Origin of the sequence: Thalassospira sp. (assembly GCF_030690045.1) — a bacterium.
Taxonomy (GTDB): Bacteria; Pseudomonadota; Alphaproteobacteria; order Rhodospirillales; family Thalassospiraceae; genus Thalassospira.
The window spans coordinates 761,890-779,925 of the sequence record NZ_JAUYHK010000011.1 but is presented as its reverse complement, the minus strand read 5'-3'; the positions used below and the strand labels follow the sequence as shown (position 1 = coordinate 779,925).

Annotated in this window: 19 protein-coding genes and 1 pseudogene; 10 read left to right on the top strand and 10 right to left on the bottom strand. The window is 56.8% G+C overall.

What is annotated here, in order from left to right:
• The 3 genes and pseudogenes from Q8O73_RS09575 to Q8O73_RS09565 form a co-directional block, all read left to right on the top strand.
• Positions 1-215: pseudogene (locus Q8O73_RS09575) on the top strand (DDE-type integrase/transposase/recombinase); the annotation flags it as partial.
• A 115-nt stretch (positions 216-330) separates the two neighbouring features.
• On the top strand, positions 331-831 hold the full coding sequence (locus Q8O73_RS09570) for a hypothetical protein (protein WP_305557909.1): 501 nt from the start codon (positions 331-333) through the stop codon (positions 829-831).
• 135 nt (positions 832-966) lie between these two features.
• On the top strand, positions 967-1,128 hold the full coding sequence (locus Q8O73_RS09565; protein WP_305557908.1) for a hypothetical protein: 162 nt from the start codon (positions 967-969) through the stop codon (positions 1,126-1,128).
• 16 nt (positions 1,129-1,144) lie between these two features.
• On the opposite strand, the gene Q8O73_RS09560 is transcribed toward Q8O73_RS09565, so the two are convergent.
• From Q8O73_RS09560 to araD, 5 genes are all read right to left on the bottom strand, one after another.
• Positions 1,145-2,020 (bottom strand): SRPBCC family protein, encoded by an 876-nt coding sequence (locus tag Q8O73_RS09560; protein WP_305557907.1) that lies wholly within the window; start codon positions 2,018-2,020, stop codon positions 1,145-1,147.
• Positions 2,017-2,493, bottom strand: coding sequence for an SRPBCC family protein (locus Q8O73_RS09555; RefSeq protein WP_305557906.1), 477 nt, complete (start codon positions 2,491-2,493; stop codon positions 2,017-2,019). The genes Q8O73_RS09560 and Q8O73_RS09555 overlap by 4 nt, the downstream gene beginning before the upstream one ends.
• Positions 2,490-2,831 (bottom strand): helix-turn-helix transcriptional regulator, encoded by a 342-nt coding sequence (locus tag Q8O73_RS09550; protein ID WP_305557905.1) that lies wholly within the window; start codon positions 2,829-2,831, stop codon positions 2,490-2,492. Before Q8O73_RS09550 ends, Q8O73_RS09555 begins: the two co-directional genes overlap by 4 nt.
• A gap of 256 nt (positions 2,832-3,087) precedes the next feature.
• On the bottom strand, positions 3,088-3,810 hold the full coding sequence (locus Q8O73_RS09545) for a ribonuclease activity regulator RraA (protein WP_305557904.1): 723 nt from the start codon (positions 3,808-3,810) through the stop codon (positions 3,088-3,090).
• 46 nt (positions 3,811-3,856) lie between these two features.
• Positions 3,857-5,599 (bottom strand): L-arabinonate dehydratase, encoded by a 1,743-nt coding sequence (araD, locus tag Q8O73_RS09540; RefSeq protein ID WP_305557903.1) that lies wholly within the window; start codon positions 5,597-5,599, stop codon positions 3,857-3,859.
• Positions 5,600-5,732: 133 nt separating this feature from the next.
• Here araD and Q8O73_RS09535 point away from each other — a divergent pair, with 133 nt between their 5' ends.
• From Q8O73_RS09535 to Q8O73_RS09520, 4 genes are all read left to right on the top strand, one after another.
• Positions 5,733-6,452: a GntR family transcriptional regulator gene (locus tag Q8O73_RS09535; RefSeq protein WP_305557902.1), complete on the top strand. Its 720-nt coding sequence runs from the start codon at positions 5,733-5,735 to the stop codon at positions 6,450-6,452.
• Positions 6,453-6,607: 155 nt separating this feature from the next.
• On the top strand, positions 6,608-7,579 hold the full coding sequence (locus Q8O73_RS09530) for a C4-dicarboxylate TRAP transporter substrate-binding protein (protein ID WP_305557901.1): 972 nt from the start codon (positions 6,608-6,610) through the stop codon (positions 7,577-7,579).
• A gap of 163 nt (positions 7,580-7,742) precedes the next feature.
• The gene (locus Q8O73_RS09525; protein WP_305557900.1) at positions 7,743-8,258 is read left to right on the top strand and encodes a TRAP transporter small permease; all 516 of its coding nucleotides are present in this window, start codon (positions 7,743-7,745) and stop codon (positions 8,256-8,258) included.
• Positions 8,259-8,260: 2 nt separating this feature from the next.
• Positions 8,261-9,538 carry a TRAP transporter large permease gene (locus Q8O73_RS09520; protein WP_305557898.1) on the top strand — a complete coding sequence of 426 codons (1,278 nt, stop codon included), beginning with the start codon at positions 8,261-8,263 and terminating at the stop codon, positions 9,536-9,538.
• A gap of 78 nt (positions 9,539-9,616) precedes the next feature.
• Here Q8O73_RS09520 and Q8O73_RS09515 read toward each other — a convergent pair whose 3' ends face one another.
• From Q8O73_RS09515 to Q8O73_RS09495, 5 genes are read right to left on the bottom strand one after another with little or no spacing between them, the layout of a single operon-like run.
• Positions 9,617-10,660, bottom strand: a complete 1,044-nt coding sequence (locus Q8O73_RS09515; protein WP_305557896.1) for an L-idonate 5-dehydrogenase — start codon at positions 10,658-10,660, stop codon at positions 9,617-9,619.
• A gap of 4 nt (positions 10,661-10,664) precedes the next feature.
• Positions 10,665-11,939 carry a TRAP transporter large permease gene (locus Q8O73_RS09510; RefSeq protein WP_305557894.1) on the bottom strand — a complete coding sequence of 425 codons (1,275 nt, stop codon included), beginning with the start codon at positions 11,937-11,939 and terminating at the stop codon, positions 10,665-10,667.
• On the bottom strand, positions 11,936-12,445 hold the full coding sequence (locus Q8O73_RS09505; RefSeq protein ID WP_305557892.1) for a TRAP transporter small permease: 510 nt from the start codon (positions 12,443-12,445) through the stop codon (positions 11,936-11,938). The genes Q8O73_RS09510 and Q8O73_RS09505 overlap by 4 nt, the downstream gene beginning before the upstream one ends.
• Before the next feature lie 59 nt (positions 12,446-12,504).
• Positions 12,505-13,485, bottom strand: coding sequence for a TRAP transporter substrate-binding protein (locus Q8O73_RS09500; RefSeq protein ID WP_305557890.1), 981 nt, complete (start codon positions 13,483-13,485; stop codon positions 12,505-12,507).
• A gap of 22 nt (positions 13,486-13,507) precedes the next feature.
• Entirely contained in the window at positions 13,508-14,218 is a 711-nt protein-coding gene (locus Q8O73_RS09495) for a GntR family transcriptional regulator (protein WP_305557888.1), read from the bottom strand.
• Between the two features lie 128 nt (positions 14,219-14,346).
• Between Q8O73_RS09495 and uxuA the strand changes: the two genes are divergently transcribed.
• The 3 genes from uxuA to Q8O73_RS09480 are packed head-to-tail and all read left to right on the top strand — an operon-like array spanning position 14,347 to position 17,974.
• On the top strand, positions 14,347-15,570 hold the full coding sequence (uxuA, locus tag Q8O73_RS09490) for a mannonate dehydratase (RefSeq protein ID WP_305557886.1): 1,224 nt from the start codon (positions 14,347-14,349) through the stop codon (positions 15,568-15,570).
• Positions 15,567-17,033 carry a mannitol dehydrogenase family protein gene (locus Q8O73_RS09485; RefSeq protein WP_305557884.1) on the top strand — a complete coding sequence of 489 codons (1,467 nt, stop codon included), beginning with the start codon at positions 15,567-15,569 and terminating at the stop codon, positions 17,031-17,033. Before uxuA ends, Q8O73_RS09485 begins: the two co-directional genes overlap by 4 nt.
• Positions 17,033-17,974: a sugar kinase gene (locus Q8O73_RS09480; protein WP_305557882.1), complete on the top strand. Its 942-nt coding sequence runs from the start codon at positions 17,033-17,035 to the stop codon at positions 17,972-17,974. Before Q8O73_RS09485 ends, Q8O73_RS09480 begins: the two co-directional genes overlap by 1 nt.
• Positions 17,975-18,036: the final 62 nt, after the last annotated feature.

The window sequence follows — 18,036 nt, the reverse complement described above, 5'->3', positions numbered from 1 at the left end:
GTGGTTGATGATTATAGTCGCGAGTGTCTGGCACTGGTGGCCGACACATCCCTGTCCGGGACACGGGTCACACGGGTTCTCGATCAGTTGATTGCTGTCAGAGGAAAACCCAAGACCATTGTCAGCGACAATGGCACGGAGTTGACCAGTATGGCTGTTCTCAGATGGCCCAGGACAATGGTGTCGAGTGGCATTACATCGCGCCGGGCAAGCCGGGGAGATCATTGTCCCAGATGAAATAATCCTTTTCTTTAGGGAGGGCATTATCGATAACTCGTTTACTGAGTTTGGGCATGTCTCTCTCTGCAAAGTACAAATGGATGATGGTCAATGGATAAAGATGAATTCGAATACAGGTTTGAGATCCTGAAACTGGAAATGGATCACTTGCAGGCTGCGATTGCTAAGTATGACGACATCATTTTTAAAATTCGTGGTTGGGCTGTCGCTGCATTCTCTGCCTTCGTTATCGTTTCCCTACATACTAAGCAGCCAATTTTATCGCTGGTAGCCATTCTTCCGATTTGTAGCTTCTGGTTGATGGAGGCGATGCAAAAGAATTTTCAGCACCGCTTCATTCGCCGAAAAGCTAGGATTGAAAATTATCTTCAATCGAAAAATTTCTCTAAGGCTATCTCCGAGCGTGTGTTTGATCAGTTTGAGATACCGGATATGTCTAACCGGATTGGGCGTAGGAAAAAGGACACGGTGCAACGTAAGAAAGAAACCAGCATTTATCGGTCTGGTTGGTATTTTAACGTTCGAATTATTTATCTTCCTCTCATTTCTGTATGTGCTGCCGTTTCGGTCATTTTGTATTCGATATTCTAGATTGGAAGCATAATGGAAGCACTTAAAGGCGAAATGCAAGGTCGAATGTGAAGTTATGGCGTCGTGCATTTCCTCATGATATCCTTATAAACAGCTATATATCGTGTTTCCGAGAAAATGATGGTAGAGGATGATATGATCAGAAAACTAACTCATAACCTGAAGGCCGCAGGTTCAAATCCTGCCCCCGCAACCAACAATAAAAAAGCTCGCCATTCGGCGGGCTTTTTTATTGTTCGTTTGCCGGGTGCAGATGGATTGGAAGATCGCAAACAGGCCAATGCCTGTTTGCCATAAGGTTCTTCGGCGCATTTCAACTCGATATGATGAAGCGTTCCAGTTTGCCCAGAGTTTGATGACCCAGTTCCACGGCACCGAAGTTCCTTGCTTCCTGAAACTCGGCGGCTGTGCTGAAGATCATTCCCAACGTCACCTTTGTCGCGCCGTCCTGATCCTCGAAGGAGGCCCAGGCATCGGCATGTTTCGGGCCGTTCTCCCCCCAGAGCAGCGTATAGCCGATCCTGTTTTCGGGTTGGACCTCGATATAGCGATGATGGTTCGGGTAGATCGTGCCGTCAGGCGCGATCATATCAAATACCCAGTCGCCGCCCGTGCGCAGATCGATCCTTTTCGTCCGGCAGGAGAAACCTTCGGGCCCCCACCATTGCGGCAGCGTTTCAGGGTTCATCCATGCGCCCCATACGATTGATCGCGGCGCGTGAATCACCCGTTGCAGCACCATCATGCGTCCGGCCACATCCGCAAGATTATCCAGACCTGCGTCGAAGCCTTCCCGGTAGTCTGCTTCCATGTCGGCTGCCAGCGAGGAGAGTTGCACCGTTACGGTCAACCGGCTGCGCGCGTCCGTGCCCGAGATATCCGCCGTCACCAATGCTGCCGATTGTGGTACGCCTTCGGAGGAGATCACCTCGTAATTCACACTGCGCTGCGCAGGTTGCACCGCCAGCCAGCCGCATTCGCAACGGATGTCCGGATGGCCCTTTATCTTGCAGAGCGAGACCTCGCGTCCACCCACTCTGGTATCGGCTTCCAGAAAATCCACGGTGACCGAGGGCGATGGAGCGGCCCAGACCGCACGGGCAGCCGGGGCTGTCCATGCCTGCCACAGGGTTTCGACAGGGGCTGTTACCTGTCGTTCAAAGGTCAGTGTGGCGAAATGGTTGTTCATGTCATCAGGCCCTTTGCATAGGTTTCCAACTGCGTCGCCACAGTGCCCCAGCCGTCGAAGAACCCCATGTCCTCGTGCGCCTTGCGGGTGTCGGGATGACGGTGGCGGGCGATGGCGGTGTAGGTCGTGCCGCCCCCGGTCGCATCCGCGAAAAGCAGGATCGCGGTCATGAAGGGCTCGGGTGCGGGTTTCCAGCCTTCGGTATAGGCATCGGTGAAGACCAGTTTTTCGCAGGGCACCACTTCCAGATAGACGCCCTGATTGTCCATCACGTTACCGTCCACCTCAAAGGTCGTGTTGAAGCGGCCACCGACTTGCAGGTTGATATCCACCGCCGTTACCTTGTGCGGCGCGGGCACAAAGAAATGCGGGATATGTTTGGGTTGCGTCCAGCAATCCCAAATCAGGTGTCGCGGCGCGGCCAGCGTGCGGGTCAGGATCAGGTCGGTTTTTGGATCAAGGTCCGGGATCATTTCTCGCGCTCCTTCATTATCTTCATCACATAATCGTCGAACCGGTCGAGCCGGGATTCCCAGATGCTGCGTTGTTCGTCGAGCCATGTCTGCATCGGGTCCAGTGCCTCGGGCACGATGGTGCAGGTGCGTATCCGCCCGTCCTTGGACGTGGTGATCAGGCCTGCATCTTCCAGCACGGAAAGGTGGCGCATCACCGTGGGCAGTCGCAACCCGGTGGGGCCAGCCAAATCCGTCACCCGCGCAGGGGTTTCGGCGAGCCGGGTCATGATCGACCGGCGGGTCGGATCCGCCAGGGCATGGAACAGCTGTGAAAGTTTGGGATCATGCTTAGTCATGTTGCTAACTATATACCGGTTTGTCGGAGGCGCAACCAAAAACTTCGTCGATCAGCTAAGTATTTTCGTCCGGATGTGCCGAACCTTTGGCGATGGTGGTGTTTGTTACCGGTGTCGTTGGGAAAGTTGTCACACAGGCGGATGCCTTTCTTTGGCTTGCGGTATATGTCGCAAGCCGCTGTAACCAACATCAAAAACGCCATAGCCGGAAAATCGGCCATGGCGTTTTGTGTTTGGAGGTCGGCAGGGCGAAATCCTACCGCCCGTTCTGTTTGCGCCAAATCTCGAAATCGGGTCTGGTTTGGGGGTCGGTCGGGGGGTAGAGGCCGATGATTGTGCGGCCTTTGAGGACTTCTTCGGTCACGAAATCTTCAAAGGCGGTCATTTCAACGGCTTCGCTTGCCAGTTCGTCGGCCAGATGGGCCGGGACGATCACCACACCTTCGCCATCTCCGACCACGATATCGCCCGGAAACACTGCAACATCGCCACAGCCAATCGGCACATTGACATCAATGGCCTGATGCAGGGTCAGGTTGGTGGGGGCCGACGGGCGGTTGTGATAGGCGGGGATATCGAGTTTGGTGATTTCCGGACTGTCGCGAAAGCCGCCATCGGTGACAATCCCCGCACCACCGCGCACCATCAGGCGCGAAACCAGAATGGAACCCGCCGAGGCCGCGCGGGCGTCCTTGCGGCTGTCAATCACCAGCACCGATCCGGGCGGGGATTGTTCGACAGCCACCCGTTGCGGATGATCGGGGTTTTGAAACACCGTCATCGGGTTCAAATCCTCGCGCGCGGGGATATAGCGCAGGGTAAAGGCGGTGCCGACCATATTGGGACCATCGGCGCGCAACGGGCGGACATCCTGGATAAACTGGTTGCGCAGGCCGCGTTTGAACAGGGCCGTGGTCAGGGTGGCCGTGCTGACCTGTTTGAATTTATCGCGGGTTTCGGGCGAAAGGGGCGTGGTCATCAGGTTAAGGCTCCGTCGGTCAGAACATTCAGAACGGTTAGAACGGTCAGAAAATATCGGGTTCGCCAATTGCCGGGCCAAAACCGGTTTCCAGAAAATCAAAATCGCAGCCGTCATTGGCCTGTTGCACATGGCGGCCAAACATCCAGCCATAGCCGCGGCCAAAGGCCGGTTCGGGGGCTTTCCACGCGGCCTTGCGCCGGGCCAGTTCATCATCGGAGACCAGCATGTCGATCCGGCGTTCGGGGATGCTGACCCGGATCATATCGCCGGTTTTCAGAAGGCTGAGCGGGCCGCCAATCGCCGCCTCGGGCGCGGCATGAAGGATGCAGGCGCCGTAACTGGTGCCGCTCATGCGGGCGTCGGACAGGCGCAACATGTCGCGCACCCCCTGTTTGACCAGTTTTTTGGGGATCGGCAGCATGCCCCATTCCGGCATGCCCGGCCCGCCCAGCGGCCCGGCATTGCGCAACACCAGAATATGATCGGCGGTGACATCCAGATTGTCATCCTCGACCGCCTGTTTCATGTCGGGGTAGCTGTCAAAGACCAAGGCCGGGCCGGTGTGATCGTAAAAGCGTGGTTCGCAGGCCGAGGGTTTCATCACACAGCCATCGGGGGCCAGATTACCGCGCAACACCGCCAGCGAGCCTTCCTGATAAATCGGATTATCAAGCGGCCGGATCACGTCGTCATTGTAGATTTCGGCCCCGTCAAGGGTGTCGCCCAGCGTGCAGCCGGTTACGGTGAGGCAGTCCAGATCGAGTTTTTCGCGCATTTGCGCCATCAGGGCGCGCAGCCCCCCGGCATAATAGAAATCTTCCATCAGATAGGTTTCGCCACTGGGCCTGACATTGGCGATGACCGGCGTTGTGCGGCTGAGCCGGTCGAAATCGCCAAGGTCGAGCGCGACACCGGCGCGACGCGCCATTGCAATCAGATGGATGACGGCATTGGTCGAACAGCCGGTGGCCATTGCCACGGCAACGGCATTTTCGATGGCGGCTTTGGTGATGATTTTGGCCGGTCGCAAATCTTCCCAGACCATATCGACAATGCGCCGCCCCGATGCGGTACACATGCGGATATGGTTGGAATCCGCCGCCGGGATTGAGGTGGCACCGGGAAGGGTCATGCCCATTGCCTCGGCAATGGCGGTCATGGTGCTGGCGGTGCCCATCGTCATGCAATGGCCATAGGAGCGGGCGATGCCGCCTTCAATGCCCAGCCATTGCGCATCATTGATATTGCCCGCCCGGCGTTCATCCCAGTATTTCCAGGCGTCGGAACCGCTGCCCAGGACATTTCCCTGCCAGTTGCCGCGCAACATCGGCCCGGCGGGAACATAAATACAGGGCAGGCCCATGCTGATTGCGCCCATCAAAAGGCCCGGCGTGGTTTTGTCGCAACCGCCCATCAGAACCACACCATCAACCGGGTGGGAGCGCAGAAGTTCTTCCACCTCCATCGCCAGCATATTGCGATAGAGCATGGTGGTGGGTTTGACATAGCTTTCCGACAGCGACATCGCCGGAAGTTCCATCGCAAAGCCGCCCGCATCGGCAATGCCGCGCCGGATATCATCGACGCGGAACTTGAAATGCGCATGACACGGATTGGCATCCGACCATGTATTGATGATGGCAATTTGCGGTTTGCCTTCCCAGTCTTCGGGACCCAGACCCATTTGCATGGCACGGGACCGGTGGCCGAAAGACCGCAAATCATCGGGCGCGAACCAGCGGGCGCTGCGCAGTTGGTCTGCGGTGATGGCTGTTTTTTGTGTCATGTTACCTCCCGGAGGGTGCGTCCCTGTGATTGGGAACCGGTTCTTTTGCTTTCTTTCCGGCAATCTAAAATATTAGTATTACAGATGCAAGGGATATTGTAGAATGCCCCCGGTTGGCATATGCAGGATTGTTATGAGACAAAAAATCACCAGTGGTATTCCCGAGGGTAGCCAAAGTGCGACGCCCTTTCACATCAGCCGGAACCGGCCTGCGGCCCTGCAAGTCTATGAGGATTTGCGCGACCGGATTGTCGCGCTTGATTTGCGACCGGGTTCCAGCCTGTCGCGGGCGGCCCTGGCCGATTTTTATGGCGTCAGCCAGACCCCGGTGCGCGAAGCCTTTTTGAAGCTGGAGCAGGACGGGCTGGTGACGGTGTTTCCGCAATCCAAAACCCTGATTGCGCCGATCAGCATTCACAAGGTGAAATCAACCCATTTCCTGCGGACATCGCTGGAACTGGAAGTTGCCCGCAATCTGGCGCTTTCGCTTGATAAATCGAAATTGGCCCCGGCCGAAGCCATCCTTGAAATGCAAAGAAAAGGCGGGCTGGAAGCCGCGGCGTTTTCGCGCATCGACAGCGCCTTTCACAAGGCCCTGTTTGTGGCGGCGGGATATGAGGATTTGTGGGATGTGGTGCGCGAACATAGTGGCCATCTGGACCGGGTGCGGTGCCTGCAATTGCCGACACCGGGCAAGATCGAACGGGTGATTTTCCAGCATACCCGGATTATGGAGGCGATCACGGCATCCGATCTGGGGGCGGTCGATTCCCATGTGCGCGATCATTTGTCGGGTTCCCTGAACGAACTGGATGCCATCATCCGCAACAATGCCGAATTGTTCGACGCATAAACCGGCGGATTATCCACGATCATTTGCGCCGTGCGGGCTGTTTATCCGGATTGTTTGGGGATGGTGGCCTGTCCTTGATTGACACTGATATATTAGTATGCTATCGCCTTTTTATAACGCTGGTAAAATTGCCGGCACATTTCAGGGAGGAAGAAATGAAACTTGTTCGTTTGGCATCATTTGCCGTTGCCGGCATGACGATGGCCGTTGCAGCCCAGGCTGCGGATTATACCTTGAGCGTCAATACCGCGCTTAGCACCTCGGACCCGCTTTACAAGGGGCTTGAGGCCTTTGTTGACAATGTGGACAAGCGCACCAATGGCGCGATTGAAGTCAAACTGTTTCCCAATTCGCAACTGGGCCCGGATGAAGATGTTCTGGAACAGGCGCGTGCGGGCGCACCGGTGGCGGTTGTTGTCGATGGTGGTCGTCTGGCGGTTTTCCAGAATGAATTCGGTATTCTGGGCACGCCGTATCTGGCATCGGGATATGACGGTATTCGCAAGGTGGTGACGTCTGATCTGTTTGAAACCTGGGTCGAACAATTGCGCGGCGCATCGGGCCATCAGGTTCTGTCTTTTAACTGGTGGCAGGGCGAACGTCATACCCTGACCAAAAAGCCGGTCACGACCCCGGCCGATCTTGACGGTCTTGCCCTGCGGACACCGGGTGCTCCGGTCTGGACCGAAACGGTGCGGGCGATGGGCGGGGTACCGACACCGATGCCGTTCTCCGATGTCTATTCCGCCTTGCAGCTTGGCACGATTGACGGCACCGAGGCGCAGCTTCCGGCGGTTATCGGCGCCAATCTTCAGGAAGTCATCACCCATATCACCAAAACCGGCCATATCAATCTGATCACCGGTCTGGTGACCAGTGCGATCTGGTTTGATACCTTGCCGGCCGATTTGCAGGTTGCCCTGCGTGAAGAGGCTCTGAAAGCCGGGGATATTGCATCCTATGGCACGCGCGATGCCTTGGCGCAGATCGAAGAAGATCTGAAAGCCGCCGGTGTGACCGTTACCGAGATTGACGTCACCCCGTTTGTCGAGGCAACGGCGGGGGTTTATGACAAGCTTGGCTATGCGGAATTGCGCACGCAAGTGAATGAAATTCTGGCGAAATAAGAAGTCAGGCGTTCCGGCGGGGCAGGGATCATTTCTGTCCTGTCGGCCTGTCCCGCCGGGTCGTTTTATGCCAGTCTTTACGCCATGATCAGGATCACCGGGATGCGGATGTGCCGCACCGGTGATCATCCTTGCCCGACCTTTGCAGAAGGAAAGCCGGCTTATGTTAAAGCGACTGGCCCAGGCCGAATTTATTCTGGCATCGGCGATATTTGCCACGATTGTCTTGCTTGTGTTTATCGCCGCATTCATGCGGGCCTTTGGCCAGCCTTTGATGTGGTCGGTGGACCTTGCCCAGTTGCTGTTTGTCTGGCTGTGCTTTTTCGGGGCGGCGCGGACCATGCGCAAAAAGGGGCATCTTGGGGTGGATCTGTTTGTGGCCGCCGCACCGCATCGGTTTCGGCTGGTGATTGAAACGCTGGTTTGTGTGGTGTTTCTGGCGATGCTCGCGGTTCTGGCGGTGCTGGGATATGAACTGACCCTGATGAATATCGAACGCATCTATGGCGACAGCCAGATTTCCTATGCCTTTGTCACCATTGCCGTTCCGGTCGGCTTTGTGATGCTGGGCGGGGCGATCCTTTACAATATCGTCGATGCCTGGCGGCGTCGCGGGGATCAGACCGTGCTGGTTTATTCCCAGACCGATGTCGATGCCGAACCGCCGCGGGAGGTTTAAGCGTGTTTTTGGTTGGTGGTGTTTTTCTGTTTTTCCTGTTGATCGGCGCCCCGGTTGCCTTTGCCATCGGTCTTTCGGGTTTTGCCTTTTTTGTCAGTTCCGATGTGATGCCGATTTCAATCGGTGTGCAGAAAATCGCAACGGTTTCGCAAAGTTTTCCCTTGCTGGCCGTGCCGTTTTTTGTCCTTGCCGGACATTTGATGAATGAAAGCGGGATTACCGACCGCTTGTTCAAGTTTTCCAATGTTGCCGTATCGTGGATGGCCGGGGGGCTGGCGCAGGTATCGATCATTCTGTCCACCCTGATGGGCGGGATTTCCGGATCGGCAGTTGCCGATGCGGCGATGGAGGCCCGCGTTCTGGGCCCGAAAATGACCGAAAATGGCTATGCCAAAGGGTTTTCGGCGGCGGTGATTGCGCTGAGTTCCCTGATCACGGCGACCATTCCGCCGTCGATCGGGTTGATCCTGTATGGCTATGTCGGCAATGTGTCGATCGGGCGGCTGTTTCTGGCCGGGATTGTTCCGGGCATTTTGATGATGGTTGTCCTGATGGTCACCGCCTATCTGATTTCCAAAAAACGCAATTATGTCGTGACAGATGCCCGCCCGCCCAAGGCGCGCGAACTTTTATGTGCGATGTGGGATGCCAAATGGGCGTTGCTGTTTCCGGTGTTGTTGATCATCACCATTCGTGGCGGTCTGTTTACCCCGTCGGAAGTCGGGTCCTTTGCTGTGGTTTATGCGGTTCTGGTCGGGGTGTTTGCCCACCGGGAGCTGACATTTGCGGGTGTCAAACATGCCTTTGGCGACGCCCTGACCGATATTGGCATGATCATGCTGATCATTCTGATGTCCGGCATGGTGGGTTTTGCCATTACCTTTTTGCAGGTGCCGCAAACCATTTCCGGCGCGCTTCTGGCCGGGCTGAGCAACCCGGTTGTCATTGTCGGGGTTATTCTGCTGATGCTGTTTGTGGCCGGGCTGTTTGTTGAAAGCACGGTTCTGGTCTTGTTGTTGACGCCGATTTTTGTACCGATCATCAAGCAGCTTGGCTTTGACCCGGTGCATTTTGGTATTCTGATGATGACGATTGTGACGCTGGGATCGATGACGCCGCCGGTCGGGGTGGCGATGTATACGGTTTGTGCGATCATGAATGTCAAAATCGAACATTATGTGCGGGAATCCCTGCCGTTTCTGGCGGCCATCGTGCTTTTGGTCCTTACCATGTTGCTGTTGCCCGATATTGTCCTGTTCCTGCCGCGACTGGCTTTCTGACCGGTCGCAACCGCCCAAAACAAAAGGCGATGGTCTGGAACCATCGCCTTTTTTGGTGTCGTCAAGACAGAAGCGGTTTTATGCGGCGAAGGACAGTTGTACCTTGACCGACTGGCTGCGATCCCGGGCGACGGTAAAGGCTTCGGCGGCTTGTTCCAGCGGGTAGGTTGCGGTGATGATCGGGGCGACATCGATGGCCCCGGTGTCGATCAGGCGGACCGCATCGGCATATTCGCCGTGGAAACGGTGGGTGCCGACAATCATCAGTTCCTTGGCGACAATCGGATTGAAAGGCACCGGAATTTCGCCGGTGACGCCGACCTGTATCAACATGCCCTGGGGGCGCAACATACGGATGGCCGAATGAATGGCCGGTGTTGCTGCCGAACATTCAAAACAGACATCAAACTGCCCCTTGTCACGTTCATAGGGGACCAGGGCATCGGGCGTGGTGGCGATATTGATGGTTTTGTCCGCCCCCATGCGGGCCGATGCCGACAGGGCATAATCCTGCAAATCGGTGACGATGATTTCAGCCGCCCCGGCCAGACGGGCCCCGGCCACACACAACGCCCCAATCGGCCCGGCCCCGGTGACCAGCACCCGTTTGCCGGTCAGATCCCCGGCGCGGGCGACCGCATGCAGGCAAACCGCCAGCGGTTCGGCACAGGCGGCGGCGGCAAGGCTGGTGGTGTTGCTGACCGGCAGGCATTGCGCCGCCCGAACCGCGATCAGATCGCGGAATGCGCCCTGAATATGGGGCAGGCGAATGGCCGATCCGAAAAACCGCATTTCCAGACAATGTTGCTGTAACCCGCGGGTGCAATATTCGCAAGTGCCGCACGGGCGACTGGGATTAAGGGCGACTTTCTGGCCTGTGTGCAAGCCGGTAACGTCCTTGCCAAGGGCAAGGATTGTTCCGGCGGCTTCGTGGCCCAGAATGATCGGTTCGCGGACGCGAATCTGGCCGATGCCGCCTTCAAAATAATAATGCATATCCGAACCGCAGACGCCGCCCGCACCGACCTGCACCAGGACTTCGTCCGGGGCAAGATCGGGAACGGCTTCGGTTTCAATTCGCAGATCGTTTTGGCCGTAAAGACGGCACACGCGGGTTTCCATCGGATTACTCCATCAATGACGGCAGCCATGTGGACAGGGCCGGCACATAAGATACAAAAAGCAGGATGATGATGTTGGTGACCAGAAACGGCACCAGTGCGCGGATGACCGGGCCGATCGGGCTGCGGGCAATGTTTGCACAGATGAACATGCAAATGCCGACTGGCGGTGTCGTCAGGCCAATCATCAGGTTAAGAACCGCAAAGACGGCAAAATGGATCGGATCAACCCCGACACTTTGCGCCAGCGTCAACAGCGGCACAAAAAGAATGATCAGGGCGGCAATGGTTTCCATGAACATGCCGACAAACAGCAACACGACATTGATTAGCAGGATCACGACATATTTGTTATCGGTCACCGACAGCACGGCGGCGGAAATCATTTGCGGAATGCGTTCGGACACCAAAATCCAGCCAAACACATTGGCAAAACCAACCAGTGCGAGGATGGCGGCTGCCGTCACCGCGCTGTTGATGACGATTTTGGGAACGGCCGATATCGGCAATTCACGATAAACAAAACAACCGACGGCAAAGGCATAGACACTGGCAATCACGGCGGTTTCGGTCGGGGTGGCCGCGCCGCTGAGCAGGCCGCCAATGATCAGGCCGGTCATGGCCAGCGCCCAGAAGGCCCCCATAAAGGAACGGCCCAGTTCGCGGAAACCCTGCCACGGTTGATGGGGGAACCCTTGGCGCACGGCGATGATATAGGCCGTGACCATCATCGCCAGCCCCATCAGGATGCCGGGGATAACCCCGGCGATAAACATTTTACCCACCGAAATGCCCGACAGTGACCCGACAATGATCATCGGCATGCTGGGCGGGATAATCGGCCCGACGGTGGATGAGGCGGCGGTAACTGCGGCGGAAAAGGCGGGCGGATATCCGGCGCGGACCATGCCGGGAATCATCATGCCGCCAATCGAGGCGGCATCGGCAACGGCGGTGCCGGAAATACCGCCAAACAGCATGGAACCGGCGACATTGGTCAGACCAAGGCCGCCCCGCATCCAGCCGACCATGGCATTGGCAAACCGCACGATGCGCGGTGTAATGCCGCCGCCATTCATCAGATTGCCCGCCAGCACAAAGCCGGGAATGCACAACAGAACAAACACATCCATGCCCGCAAACATTTTTTGCGGGATCACCACCAGCGGAATGCCTTCCAGCAACAAATAGCACAACGAGGCAAGGCCCAGCGTGACGGCAACCGGAATGCCAATCACCAGACCCAGAATAAAAACGCCGATCAGAATGGCGAGGCTCATGAGAGATTCTCCGACTGGCCTTCGGGTTTGCCGTCAGATGCCCCTGCAATCATCCGGACAACCCGCAAAATTGCAAAAAGACCAAGCAATACAAGAAGTATGAAAACGGTGACGTGGACAAAATCCATGCGAAGGCCAAGGGCGGGCGAGGTTTGCATCACCCCGATAGACACAAATTTCCAGGCGGGCATCACCAGCATCAGGCAAAAAACCGCCGTCAGGCTGGCGGACACAAAGAGCAGGATGCGCTGAAATTTTGCGGGCAGCATTTCGCAAATCATATCGACATTGACCATTTCGCCATTGCGAAAGGACAGTCCGGCCCCAAATGCCGCCATGAACAGCAGGGCAAAGCGGGTCAGTTCCTCGGTCCAGACCGGTGATCCGGTCAGGAAGGTCCGGGAAATAACCTGTGTCATCACCGTGACGATCAGCAAACCAAAGGCCAGCCCGGTCGCGATCCGGCACAGGGTGATCAGAAGGGCATACAGTTTTGTGGCGATCACATCACTTCCCCATTCGGGATGACCCGGTCACGCCTGCGCGACCGGGTCTGTTTGCAGTGTTATTTGGCAAAAAGTTTTTCGACGACCGGACGAATATCATCCGAGACATTCGCCAGCACGCCATCCTGTGCCTTTTGGGCAAAGGCCTGCTGATCGACATCGACAAAGGTCATGCCTTTTTTCTGCAAGTCTTCGGCAATCAACTGTTCATCGGCGAGGAACAATTCGCGTTCATAGGCCTGGGTACGGCTGGCGGCTTCTATAACAGCGGCCTTGTCTTCGTCAGACAAGCGGCCCCAGGTGATTTCGGAAATCGTCAGATAAATCCAGGACCGGACATGTTCGGTCTTGTTGACGAATTTCTGTACTTCGTTGAAGCTGGCGGACTGAATCAGGGCCAGCGGGTTTTCCTGTGCATCGATGGCACCGGCCTGAAGGGATGTGAATACTTCGGAAAACGCCATCGGGGTCGGCTGTGCGCCCAGGGCCTTCCAGACATCGACAAACAACGGAACGTTCGGCACCCGCATTCTGAGACCATTCAGATCATCGGGTGTTTTGATTTCGCGGTTTGATGTCAGGTTGCGCGGACCACGGGCAAAATAGGCAATCGGGCGGATCTGCGCTTTTTCAATGATCTGCTGTTCGATCTGGTCGCCAATTTCGCCACCGGCAACGGCATCCATATCTTCGAGCGTGGTATAGGCATAGGGAACGGCCAGCAAGGCCGCCATCGACGCCCAGTTTTGCAGGCTTTCGCCGGTAATGGTCATGTCAACCGAACCCAGTTGCATGCCATTGATCAGGTCAATTTCCTTGCCCAGCGTTTCGTTGGGGAATACTTCGACAGCCACGCGGCCATCGGTCAGGGCCGAGACTTCTTCGCCAAATTTGACCGCAGCCTTGTGCCAGCTGTTTTGTTCATTGGCAAGATGCCCGAGTTTCAGGGTGACATCGGCGGCAAATGCCGAATTCCCCATCAGAATGGCCGTTACGCCAGCAATCAAAAGTTTCTTGGTATGTTGTATGGCAAGCATCATTTTCCTCCCTATGTGTGATGCCTCAGGTCGATAATGCGCTATCCGCATTATCAAAGAGCTCGGATCGCGAGCGGGCAATGTCGGGCAAGGTATGCAGAATTTCACGAAGATGCTGACGCATCGCCGCACTGGCGGCATCGGGATTTCGCGATTCTATGGCAGATACGATGCTGACATGCTGCTCGATAATATCGTCCATCGAGAACTGGAAATAACTGAGGTAACGCACGCGATCCAACTGGGCGCGGACGTCTTCGACAATCTTCCAGGCGTAGGTTTTGCCTGCTGCTTCGGCCAGACAACGATGAAAATCGTGGTCCAGTGCCAGAAACCACCGGGCTTCGCCGTGGGCGACCTCGCGCTGCAATTTGATCAGTTCATGCAGGCGGGCGATCATGGCCGGGTCGGGGCTGGTGGCGACAAAGCGGGCAATGTCGGCCTCGATCGCCTCGCGGACAAAGCGGGCATCGAGAACAGCGGGAACAGAGATTTTACGGACATAGGTGCCGCGTTGCGGGCGAATTTCAAGCAGGCCTTCGTCGGCCAGTTTGATAAAGGCTTCGCGCACCGGCTGTCGGCTCAGGTCATATTGCCGGGCAAGGTCCGCCTCGGACAGGCGCGTGCCTGGCAGCAAATCGGCACACACAATCCGTTCGCGGATGATGCGATGGATTTGCGGGCCGATGGCCTGCTCTTGCGTGATTGCCCAGTTATAATCGCCCGGATCGCCCATATGTATCTCCTTGCATTTTCAGCTATGATGCATACTACCATACTAGTCAACCAAATTTTGCCATGCTATGGTGACGATCAGAATATAGCCTGTGGTCTGACATCCACGCCAATACAGAGAGATTAAAGATGAAACAAACCTGGAGATGGTTCGGCCCCAATGATCTTGTTGCCATTGACGATATTCGTCAGGCAGGCGCAGAAGGGGTGGTTTCGGCGCTGCATCATGTGGCCAGCGGCGAAGTCTGGACCCCGGTCGAAATCGCCAAACGTCAGGCTGAAATTGGCAGGATGAAAGACGGGTCGCCTTCCGGGCTTGCATGGGATGTCGTCGAAAGTTTGCCGGTATCTGAAAGCATCAAACGGCAGGAAGGCCCGTGGCGCGATCATATCGCCGCCTATAAACAAAGCCTGCGTCACCTTGCCGATGCCGGGTTGAAAATCATTTGTTATAATTTCATGCCGGTTCTGGACTGGACGCGCACGCATCTGAACTGGCGTTTGCCCAGTGGCGCAACCTGCATGCGGTTTGACCTTGTTGATTTTGTTGCGTTTGACCTGTTCATCCTCAAACGGCCGGGGGCCAAAGACAGTTATATTCCCGATGTGATCGAGGCGGCGACCCGCAGCTTTGCCAATATGGACGATGCGCGGCGCACCGAATTGTCGCAGACCGTTGCCTTTGGCCTGCCGGGGTCGGTTGAAAAACTGACGCTGGAGGATTTGCGGGTTTTGCTGGCATCCTATGACGGGATCAGTACCGAACGCCTGCGCAGCAATCTGATTGATTTTCTGGCCGAAGTGGTGCCGGTGGCACGCGACCTTGGCATGCGGATGTGCTGCCATCCGGATGATCCGCCCTTTCCGCTGCTGGGCCTGCCGCGCATCATGTCGTGCGAGGATGATTACCGCCAGGTGATGGAAGCCGTCGATCTGCCGGAAAACGGCATCACATTATGTTCCGGATCGCTGGGCGTGCGGGCCGACAATGATTTGTCGGGCATGATGGAACGTCTGGGCGACCGGGTGCATTTCATTCATCTGCGCAATGTCCGGCGCGAAACCGAAGGTCAGCCTTGCAGTTTCCACGAAGCCGAACATCTGGGCGGCAATACCGATATGGTCGATCTGATCGAAAAAATCCTGCGCGAAGAAGCCCGGCGCAAGGCGCAAGGCCGTGATGACTGGAACATCCCGATGCGCCCCGATCACGGGCAGGATATTCTTGATGACCTGAACCGCAAGGGGCAGCCGGGCTATCCGGCGATTGGCCGTCTTAAGGGGCTGGCAGAACTGCGCGGGGTGATGACCGCCCTGTCGCAAAAGGGATTTGCCAGCGGGACCGGAAAATGAGCAACGCTTTGTTATCAACAGATGCGGGCGCGTGGGACCCCAAACGCCATCGGGCCGGGATCGTGCATATCGGCATCGGGGCGTTTCACCGCGCCCATCAGGCGGTTTATACCGATGCCGCACTGGCGGCAAAGGGCGGTGACTGGCGCATTATCGGTGTCAGCCTGCGCAGCACCGATATTGCCGATGCCCTGAATGATCAGGATGGTCTTTATCATGTTATTGTCCGTTATCCGGACGGGGCAAAGGTGCAGCAAATCCGCAGCTTGTCGCATGTTCTGGCGGCATCACGCGGGATTGAACCGGTTCTGGCGGCATTGGCGGCACCAGCGACCCGCATAGTTACCATCACCGTGACCGAAAAGGCCTATGGCATTGATCGTGCCAGCGGCGGAATTGTGGCGGACCATCCGGCGATTGCCCATGATTTGCACCATCCGGGTGAACCATCCGGCCTGATCGGCATTCTGGTCGAAGGATTGCGCAGGCGCCGGGATGCCGGGTTGCACCCCTTTACCGTGCTGTCCTGTGACAATTTGCCGGAAAACGGCGTGTTGTTGCGGGCCGGGGTGATTGATTTTGCTCGCAGGCTTGATGCGACGCTGGCCGACTGGATCGCCCGGAACGGGGCCTTTCCGTCCAGCATGGTCGACCGCATTACCCCGGCGGCAACGGCCAAAACGGCGGCAGATGTCCTGACCCTGACCGGGCACGAGGACCTTGCGGCGGTGGAAACCGAACCGTTTTCGCAATGGGTGATCGAGGATCATTTTCCGTTGGGCCGACCGGCATGGGAAATTGGCGGGGCCTTGCTGGTGGGGGATGTCAAACCCTATGAGCATATGAAATTGCGGATGCTGAATGGCAGTCATTCGCTGATTGCCTATCTGGGGGTTCTGGCCGGGTATCGCTATGTCCGTGATGTGATGGCCGATCCGCAATTTGCCGCCCTTGTCAGGCAACATCTTGCCAGTGCGGCGGCAACACTTGAGCCATTGCCGGGGATCGATTTTGCGGTTTATGGCGATGATCTGGTCGAACGTTTTAAAAACCCGGAAATTGCCCACGAAACCCGCCAGATTGCGATGGATGGCACGGAAAAACTGCCGCAACGCATTTTGATCCCGGTTTGCGAGGCGCTGCGTGATGGCAAACCGATTGGCAGTTTTGCCCTGGCGGTGGCGGCATGGATGGCGGCGATGAAAATGCTGTCTGATCAGGAAGGACTTGCCGGTATTTCCGATCCACGGGCGCACGATATTTTCGATGCCGCATCGACGGCATCGGATGCCGGAAGCCTGTATGATCATTTATCGCGCCTGCCGGGCCTGTTTCCGGGCGAACTTTTGGCTTCCACAATCTGGCAACAGGCGGTGACCCGGCGTTTGCACCTGATCCTGTCATCGGGGGCAAGGGCGGTTGTGTTGGCCGAAACCGGGGTTGCGGATCAGGGTATATCGTGATGGCCGCAAAACGCTTTGTTGCCATTGGCGAATGCATGATCGAAATGTCGGCAGGCGATGGCGCGATGTGGAAGGCCGGGTTTGCGGGCGATACGCTGAATACCGCATGGTATGCGCGGGCCTTGTTGCCGTCTGCGGACTGGCAGGTTTCCTATGTCACCGCCCTTGGCGATGATGCTCATTCCAATGAGATGGCAGCCTTCATCCGGGGGGCGGGGATCCGGACAGACCATATCCAGCGCATGGCGGGGGCAAGGCCGGGGCTTTATCTGATTTCGCAAAAAAACGGGGATCGGGTGTTTACCTATTGGCGGGAAAATTCGGCGGCACGGCGGATGGTGGATGATCTTCCGGCCCTGACCGCCGGATGCGACGGGGCGGATGTCCTTTATTTTTCCGGCATCACCCTTGCCATTCTGACGCCGGAAAAACGCGGTGTGTTGCTGGATCTTTTGGCGCAACAACGGGCAGGCGGGGCAAAGATTGCCTTTGATCCCAATATTCGCCCGGTTTTGTGGGAAAGCCCGGAAATCTGTCTCGATGCCCTGATGATGGCAGCACGTCATGCCGATTATATTTTCCCCAGTTTTGATGACGAGGCCACCCTGTTTGGCGATTTGGCCCCGACCGATACGGCGGCACGGTATCATGATGCCGGGGCGGCGGAAGTGATCGTCAAGGATGGTCCGCGTCCCTGCCTGATCCGGGTCGGGGATGCCGTTCATGCCGTGCCGGGCGATGCGGTTTCCCATGTGGTGGACGCCACCGGGGCGGGGGATGCATTTAACGGGGCGTGGCTGGCAGCGCGTCTGACGGGGGATGCGGATATTGACGCCGCAACCGATGCCGCCCGAAAGGCCCATGCGATTGCCGGTATTGTGATCCGGAATCACGGGGCGCTGGTCGTGCTGGATGTGATTGCGAATGGTCGGGGTATCTGAAACTTGACGGTGGTCAATCTCGTTGCCGGGTGATGCTGTCAGGATACAGCATCACCAATTTC

Excerpts from the sequence above, each read along its gene's own strand:
- Q8O73_RS09570 (WP_305557909.1), top strand. The coding sequence starts at position 331 with ATGGATAAAGATGAATTCGAATACAGGTTTGAGATCCTGAAACTGGAA.
- Q8O73_RS09565 (WP_305557908.1), top strand. The coding sequence starts at position 967 with ATGATCAGAAAACTAACTCATAACCTGAAGGCCGCAGGTTCAAATCCT.
- Q8O73_RS09560 (WP_305557907.1), bottom strand. The coding sequence starts at position 2,020 with ATGAACAACCATTTCGCCACACTGACCTTTGAACGACAGGTAACAGCC.
- Q8O73_RS09555 (WP_305557906.1), bottom strand. The coding sequence starts at position 2,493 with ATGATCCCGGACCTTGATCCAAAAACCGACCTGATCCTGACCCGCACG.
- Q8O73_RS09550 (WP_305557905.1), bottom strand. The coding sequence starts at position 2,831 with ATGACTAAGCATGATCCCAAACTTTCACAGCTGTTCCATGCCCTGGCG.
- Q8O73_RS09545 (WP_305557904.1), bottom strand. The coding sequence starts at position 3,810 with ATGACCACGCCCCTTTCGCCCGAAACCCGCGATAAATTCAAACAGGTC.
- araD (WP_305557903.1), bottom strand. The coding sequence starts at position 5,599 with ATGACACAAAAAACAGCCATCACCGCAGACCAACTGCGCAGCGCCCGC.
- Q8O73_RS09535 (WP_305557902.1), top strand. The coding sequence starts at position 5,733 with ATGAGACAAAAAATCACCAGTGGTATTCCCGAGGGTAGCCAAAGTGCG.
- Q8O73_RS09530 (WP_305557901.1), top strand. The coding sequence starts at position 6,608 with ATGAAACTTGTTCGTTTGGCATCATTTGCCGTTGCCGGCATGACGATG.
- Q8O73_RS09525 (WP_305557900.1), top strand. The coding sequence starts at position 7,743 with ATGTTAAAGCGACTGGCCCAGGCCGAATTTATTCTGGCATCGGCGATA.
- Q8O73_RS09515 (WP_305557896.1), bottom strand. The coding sequence starts at position 10,660 with ATGGAAACCCGCGTGTGCCGTCTTTACGGCCAAAACGATCTGCGAATT.
- Q8O73_RS09510 (WP_305557894.1), bottom strand. The coding sequence starts at position 11,939 with ATGAGCCTCGCCATTCTGATCGGCGTTTTTATTCTGGGTCTGGTGATT.
- Q8O73_RS09500 (WP_305557890.1), bottom strand. The coding sequence starts at position 13,485 with ATGATGCTTGCCATACAACATACCAAGAAACTTTTGATTGCTGGCGTA.
- Q8O73_RS09495 (WP_305557888.1), bottom strand. The coding sequence starts at position 14,218 with ATGGGCGATCCGGGCGATTATAACTGGGCAATCACGCAAGAGCAGGCC.
- uxuA (WP_305557886.1), top strand. The coding sequence starts at position 14,347 with ATGAAACAAACCTGGAGATGGTTCGGCCCCAATGATCTTGTTGCCATT.
- Q8O73_RS09485 (WP_305557884.1), top strand. The coding sequence starts at position 15,567 with ATGAGCAACGCTTTGTTATCAACAGATGCGGGCGCGTGGGACCCCAAA.
- Q8O73_RS09480 (WP_305557882.1), top strand. The coding sequence starts at position 17,033 with ATGGCCGCAAAACGCTTTGTTGCCATTGGCGAATGCATGATCGAAATG.